Source organism: Corallococcus sp. CA053C (assembly GCF_003611675.1).
Lineage (GTDB): Bacteria > Myxococcota > Myxococcia > Myxococcales > Myxococcaceae > Corallococcus.
The window spans coordinates 23,242-29,398 of sequence record NZ_RAWA01000077.1; the positions used below are offsets into that span (position 1 = coordinate 23,242).

Sequence of the window (6,157 nt, forward strand, 5' to 3'; positions counted from 1 at the left end):
GGATGATTGTAATAATTTGGTTTCAATGTTTTTTGAGGCGCTTCGTCCCGGGTGGAATCCAGGCTACAGGGCCGGGGGAGGAGACACGTGATGCCCTCTCCCCTGACGCGGCGCCCGGAGACGAAGTCGTTCAGCATCGAGGACCTGCTCGACCGCGTGCGGCGCGGCGAGGTGCGCATCCCCGACTTCCAGCGCCCGCTGCGGTGGACCGCGGAGGACGTGCGCGACCTGCTGGACAGCGTGTACCGGGGCTACCCCATCGGGACGCTGTTGTTCTGGCGGCGCGAGGCCCCCGCCGCGAGCGTGAGCTTCGGGCCCGTGCGCATCGACGCGCCGTCCACCAGCCAGGGGCTGTGGGCGGTGGACGGGCAGCAGCGGGTGACGGCGCTCGCGGGCGTGCTGCTGCACCCGGCCTATGGCGACGAGCCGGGGCGCGACGACTTCCACCTGTACTTCGACCTGGAGACGGAGGAACTGCTGCCGCCGTCCGGGGACGCCGCGCCCCCGCCGCACTGGCTGCCGATGAACGAGGTGCTGGACAGCGAGTCGCTGCTCAACTGGCTCAACCGCTATCCCAGCCGGGAAGCGCACCCGGAGCACATCCGCGCCGCCATCCGCCTGGGCAAGGCCATCCGCGAGTACCAGGTGCCCGCCTACGTCGTGGACACCACGGATGAGAAGGTGCTGCGGATCATCTTCAAGCGCCTCAACACCGCGGGCCGGCCCCTCACCGACGAGGAGGTCTTCAACGCGCTGTATGTGGGGTCGCGCTCGCTCAGCCTGGAGTCGGTGACGCAGGGGCTGCGCGAATTGGGCTTCGGCGCGGTGCCGGAGTCGCTGCTCTTGCGCGCGGTGCTGGCGGTGCGCGGCCTGGACTTCACGCGCGGCTACCAGCAGCAATTGCGCCAGGACGACGACTTCACGGAGACCGTCCAGCGCACGGAGCGGGCGATGCGCGACGCCATCGTCTTCCTCAAGCGCGACGCGTTCATCCCGCACCTCAAGCTGCTGCCCGTGCCGGAGAACTCGCTGGTGTTGTTGACACGCTTCTTCCAACTGCACCCGGAGCCGTCCCCGCGCTCGCGCGAGCTGTTGTCACGGTGGTTCTGGCGGCACGTCGTCTTCGGCGGCTGGGTGCTCAAGCCCGCCGAAGCGTTGGAGGTCGTCTCGGCGATGCGCTCCGACGAGGAGCGCTCCATCCAGGCGCTGCTGGCCCAGGTGCCGTCGCCGCTGATCCGGTGGTGGATGGAGTCCGGCCTGCCCGTCATCCCCAACCCCGGGGGGACGCAGCCGCCGTTGGTGATGCGCACCGCCCTGCTGTCCCTCCAGCCGCGACACCTGGTGACGGGCGCGGTGCTGGACCCGGGCGCGGTGCTGGACGCGGAGCCGGACGGCTTCGTGCCCATCGTGCCCCTGCCGGGCAGCCCGGAGTGGCCGCTGTCCATGGTTCCTGGCCCCCGCACGTTCCGGCTGGTGGGCGGCGCGCCCTTCAACTACCTCTTCCATCCGTCCCTGGCCGGTCCGTCCCCATTGGCCGTGCTCCAGGGCCAGCCGCCTCCGGACGCGGAGGTGCTCGCGAGCCACGGCCTGACGCCCGCCATGCTCGACGGGCTGGCGCAGGGCACGCCGGATCTCTTCCTCCAGCGGCGGCGGGTGCAGTTGGAGCCCGTGCTGCGCCAGTTCATCGAAGCCCGGACGCGCTGGGAGGACTCGGACCGTCCCTCCCTCCAGTCGATGATCATCGACGACGGAGAAGACTGACATGGACCCCACGCCCCCCGCGTCCACCACCGGCATCCTCGACGTCCTGGTGGGCGACGTGCACGTCGGCACGCTCACGCTGCTCGCGGACGAGCGCATCGAGTTCAGCCTCTCCGAGGACTACCGCCAGCGCTACCCGCGCCCCGTGCTGGGCCAGTTCTTCGAGGACGACCTGTCGCGCCGCCACACCAGCCGCATGCGGCTGCCCCCGTTCTTCTCCAACCTCCTGCCCGAAGGCCCGCTGCGCGATCTCATCTCCGAGCGCGAGCAGATCGCCCGGCAGCGCGAGTTCTTCTTCATCGCGCACCTGGGAGAAGACCTCTCCGGCGCCGTCATCGTCCGGCCCGCGGGCGAGCTCCCCGCCCGCCACGCGCCGCTCGCGGACGCTCCCACGGAGCCCACGTCGTCGGAGGGTGAACCGCTGCGCTTCTCGCTCGCGGGCGTGCAGCTCAAGTTCTCCATGCTGCGCCGCGACCGGGGCATGACGCTGCCCATGGGCGGCAAGGGCGGCGACTGGATCGTCAAGCTGCCGGACAACCGCTACGACCGCGTGCCGGAGAACGAGCTGTCCGTGATGACGTGGGCCCGCGCCACCGGCATCGACGTGCCGGAGATGCAGCTGCTCAAGGTCTCCGACCTGCACGGCCTGCCCGAAGGCATCACCCTGCGCGAGGACCTGGCGTACGCCATCCGCCGCTTCGACCGCCCTTCACCCGGGCAGCGCGTGCACATGGAGGACCTGGCGCAGGTGCTGGGGCTGTACTCGGATGAGAAGTACAAGAAGTACAACTACGAGACCATCGCCAACGTGCTCTTGAAGGTCGCGGGCCTGGACGCGCTCCAGGAGTTCCTGCGGCGGATGGTGTTCATCATCGCGTGCGGCAACGGCGACGCGCACCACAAGAACTGGTCGCTCTTCTACCCGGACGGCACCCGCCCCACGCTGTCGCCCGCGTACGACTTCGTCTCCACCATCCAGTACATGCCGCAGGACCAGTTGGCGCTGAACCTGGCGAAGTCCAAGCGCTTCGACGACGTGTCGCTCCAGAGCTTCGAGCGGCTGGCGCGCAAGCTGGGCCTGCCCGACGAGGACGTGCTCCCGGTGGTGAAGGGCGCCGTCGAGTCCGCGCTCGACACCTGGTCCACGCTGCGCGCGGACCTGCCCATGCCGGAGCTGTTCAAGCAGCGCATTGAAGAGCACTGGAAGAAGGTCCCGCTCCTCCAGGGCAACGTGAAGCGCAGCGCGGGCGAATTGCGCCAGACGGCCAACGCCTTCTTCACCCTCTACAACGAGCTGCCCCGCCTGGGCCCCGGCAGCGATGACTGCACCCGCGAAGCGCTGCGCCGGCTGGCCCCGCTGCCGCCCTCGCCGCGCGTGCTCGACCTGGGCTCGGGCACCGGCCGGCAGACGCTCGTGCTGGCGCGGACGCTGGGCACCCGCGTCACCGCCGTGGACCTGCACCGGCCGTACCTGGACCGGCTGGAGCGCGAGGCGCGTGAGCAGGGCTTGTCGGACGCCATCGAGACGCGCCAGGAGGACATGGCCGCGCTGGCGCTGCCGCCTGGGTCCGTGGACCTGCTGTGGTCCGAGGGCGCCATCTATGTGATGGGCTTCGAAGCGGGCCTGCGCCGCTGGCGGCCGCTGCTCGCGCCCGGTGGACAGGTGGCCGTCACCGAGTGCTCGTGGCTCACCGACGCGCGGCCTCCGGAGGCGGTCCGCTTCTGGTCGGGCGCGTACCCGTCCATGGCGTCCGTGGAAGCCAACCGCGCCACCGCGGAGGCCGCGGGCTACCGCGTGCTGGACACCTTCACGCTGCCCGCGTCCGCGTGGTGGGACGACTACTACACGCCGCTGCTCCAGCGCATCGAACGGCTGCGACCGACGGCGGACGCCGCGCTGCGCGAGGTCATCGCGGCGGCGGAACAGGAGGTGGGCCTGTACCGCCGCCACGGTGACAGCTACGGCTACGTGTTCTACCTGCTGCGCGCGGCGTGACGCGCGCGGCAGGGGCCTGTGACTACTTGCCGCCCTGGGCGTCCGGGCCCACGTTGATGTCGAAGCCCACGCCGCCCAGCTCGACGACCTGGCCCTTGGACTCCTCCGTCTCCGAGAACTGGACGAGCTGCACCTCGAACTTCTCCGCCGCGGTGCCCGCCTGGGCCTTCAGCGTGAGGCTGAAGTGGGCCTCCTGGCCGGCGCCGAGCGTCAGGCCGACCAGCCGCGCGCCGCCCGGGTTCGTGATGCGCAGCAGGCCTTCGCCCACCACCTCGAAGCCCTCGCCCTTGCGGGACCAGGTCTGCCACAGCGCCGTGGGCACCTGCAGCAGCACCTCACCCCGGCTGATGAAGGACGCCTGGCCGGGCGCGCGCACCTGGAGGTCCAGCAGCGACGCGCGCTGGGCCAGGACGTTGAGCGCGCGGAAGTCGAACGTCGCCGCGGGGCGCAGGGGCGACAGGTTCACCACGTTCACGTTGCGCCACGCGAGGTTGTTGTTGTTCGCCGTGTTGACCAGGGTGTTGGAGCCGATGAGCTCCGGGAACGTCATCGGATCAAACGTGGGCGAGTCCCAGCGGGCCAGCAGGCAGTAGTGGCCGGGAGCCGGAACGGTGTTCCACGGCACCATGATCTCCGTGACGCCCACGGGGATGCTGACGGCGATGCTGTTGATGGTCGCCCAGCTGGAGGGCCAGAGCGCCGCGCCGCCGGAGCCCGTGTAGTAGACGCGCAGCGTGCCCGTGGTGGGCTGGGCCAAGGGGGCGGAGGGCGTGCCCACGTTGTTGAGCTTCACGTAGACGTAGTTCGTCTGGCCGAACTCGGGGTTCTGGTTGCCCACGCAGCCGGGCGTCTGACAGACGCGGATGTCCGGGCTCATCCAGATGGGGGTGGAGCCATAGGCGCCCGGCTCCACGCCGATGTCGGCCGGGATGTCCTTGATGAAGACGTCCTTGCGGCAGGGGGTGATGACGAGCGTGGCCGAGTCCACCGCGCTGTCGTCCTGCACGATGATGTCGAGGAAGCCCTGCGCGTTGAGCGTGGGGATGAGGTTGGTGACGCCCGTGCCCGGCAGCGCGGCCAGGTTGAGCAGGACGGTGCCCGTGTTCGGGAAGGGGATGCCCAGGTTGGTGAGGGACTCGCCCCAGCCCGTGGCCACGAAGGTGCCGCCCGGGCCGACGAACCACAGCCCCATGCTGTCATTGCTGCCGCCGTTGCGGACGGTCATCCGCAGGGTGGCGCCACAGATGTTCCCGTTCTGCGTGAGGTTGGGGAACGTGGTGGCGAAGTAGCGGTCGGAGACGATCTGGTCGTACGGGCGGATGCCCGGCAGGGAGTAGTTGGCGGCAACCCATGCCTGCAGGCCGGTGCTGGGCGACACGGGCTCCGTGGGCAGCACGAAGCCGTCCGCGACGCCCTGCGTGTACGTCTGCGCGAAGGCCGCGCCGCTCCAGGCGAGCGACAGCACGGTGCCGAGCTTCAGGGCGGATCCCAGGCGGGACCGGTGGATTCGGTGGGTCATGCTCTTCCTCTGTCGTGGGGACTGCGGTGGACGCGGTCGATTCAGTCAGGCCTGGAATCATCCAGGCCCGGAGGTATGACGGGGAGAACAGGACCGTGCGGGATTTCAAGGTAGCAACGTTCGTGCCTGTGATTGCCAAAGACTGACGCGGCCTCTTTCATGACAGGAATTGAGACCTGAATGGCTACACGCGGGGCGGGGGTTGTGGCGCGCGAGGTTACGAACGGGGAGGATGCGCGCTGTCCATGCCTTCCCCCGCTCCCCGCGACGCCCCCGCTGGGGACGTGCCCACCGCTGCCTCGCTGACGCTGCTGCGCATCCCCGGCACGACGCAGCAGGACGCGGACACGTTCTGGCTGACGCGCGTGTACCAGGGTGACCGCATGCCCCAGTTGACGCTGCGCGCGGTGGCGCTGGGCGCGGGGCTGGGCGTGCTCACCTGCGCCACCAACCTGTACGCGGGCCTGAAGACGGGCGTGGCGTTCGGCGTGGCCATCACCGCCGCGCTGCTCGCATCCGCGACGCACGGGGCCCTGCGCCGCGCCGTGCCACGGGTCGCGGGCGCTCCCTTGTCGCTGCTGGAGCTGGGGTGCGCGCAGACGGTGGCGTCGTCGGCGGGGTACGCGACGGGCGGCGCGCTCGTGTCCGTGCAGGGCGCGTGGTTGCTCACCACGGGGCACCACCTGCCCGGGTGGACGCTGCTGGCGTGGACGTTCCTCTTGTCCGCGCTGGGGGTCCTGTTCGCCGTGCCGCTCAAGCGCCAGTTGGTGGACCGCGAGCAGCTTCCGTTCGCCTCCGGCACCGCCGCGGCGGCCACCGCTCGCGCGCTGCACGCGGGGGGGATGGATGCCCGGCCGCGCCTGCGCATGTTGGGGCTGGGA

General features: G+C 70.4%; 4 protein-coding genes. 3 read left to right on the forward strand and 1 reads right to left on the reverse strand.

What is annotated here, in order from left to right:
• Positions 1–90: 90 nt before the first annotated feature.
• Positions 91–1,761 (forward strand): DUF262 domain-containing protein, encoded by a 1,671-nt coding sequence (locus D7V97_RS13410; RefSeq protein ID WP_120611018.1) that lies wholly within the window; start codon positions 91–93, stop codon positions 1,759–1,761.
• A 1-nt stretch (position 1,762) separates the two neighbouring features.
• Positions 1,763–3,757, forward strand: coding sequence for a HipA domain-containing protein (locus tag D7V97_RS45870; RefSeq protein WP_233582749.1), 1,995 nt, complete (start codon positions 1,763–1,765; stop codon positions 3,755–3,757).
• Positions 3,758–3,779: 22 nt separating this feature from the next.
• Here the strand turns inward: D7V97_RS45870 and D7V97_RS13420 are convergent, their stop codons facing one another.
• Positions 3,780–5,276 carry a hypothetical protein gene (locus tag D7V97_RS13420; protein ID WP_120611019.1) on the reverse strand — a complete coding sequence of 499 codons (1,497 nt, stop codon included), beginning with the start codon at positions 5,274–5,276 and terminating at the stop codon, positions 3,780–3,782.
• A 245-nt stretch (positions 5,277–5,521) separates the two neighbouring features.
• Here D7V97_RS13420 and D7V97_RS13425 point away from each other — a divergent pair.
• Positions 5,522–6,157, forward strand: a 636-nt coding sequence (locus D7V97_RS13425) for an OPT/YSL family transporter (RefSeq protein ID WP_199728795.1), incomplete at its 3' end; no start/stop codon positions are given.

What these genes read in the sequence shown, in the direction of transcription:
- D7V97_RS13410 (WP_120611018.1), top strand. Translation starts at nt 91, where the DNA reads ATGCCCTCTCCCCTGACGCGGCGCCCGGAGACGAAGTCGTTCAGCATC.
- D7V97_RS45870 (WP_233582749.1), top strand. Translation starts at nt 1,763, where the DNA reads ATGGACCCCACGCCCCCCGCGTCCACCACCGGCATCCTCGACGTCCTG.
- D7V97_RS13420 (WP_120611019.1), bottom strand. Translation starts at nt 5,276, where the DNA reads ATGACCCACCGAATCCACCGGTCCCGCCTGGGATCCGCCCTGAAGCTC.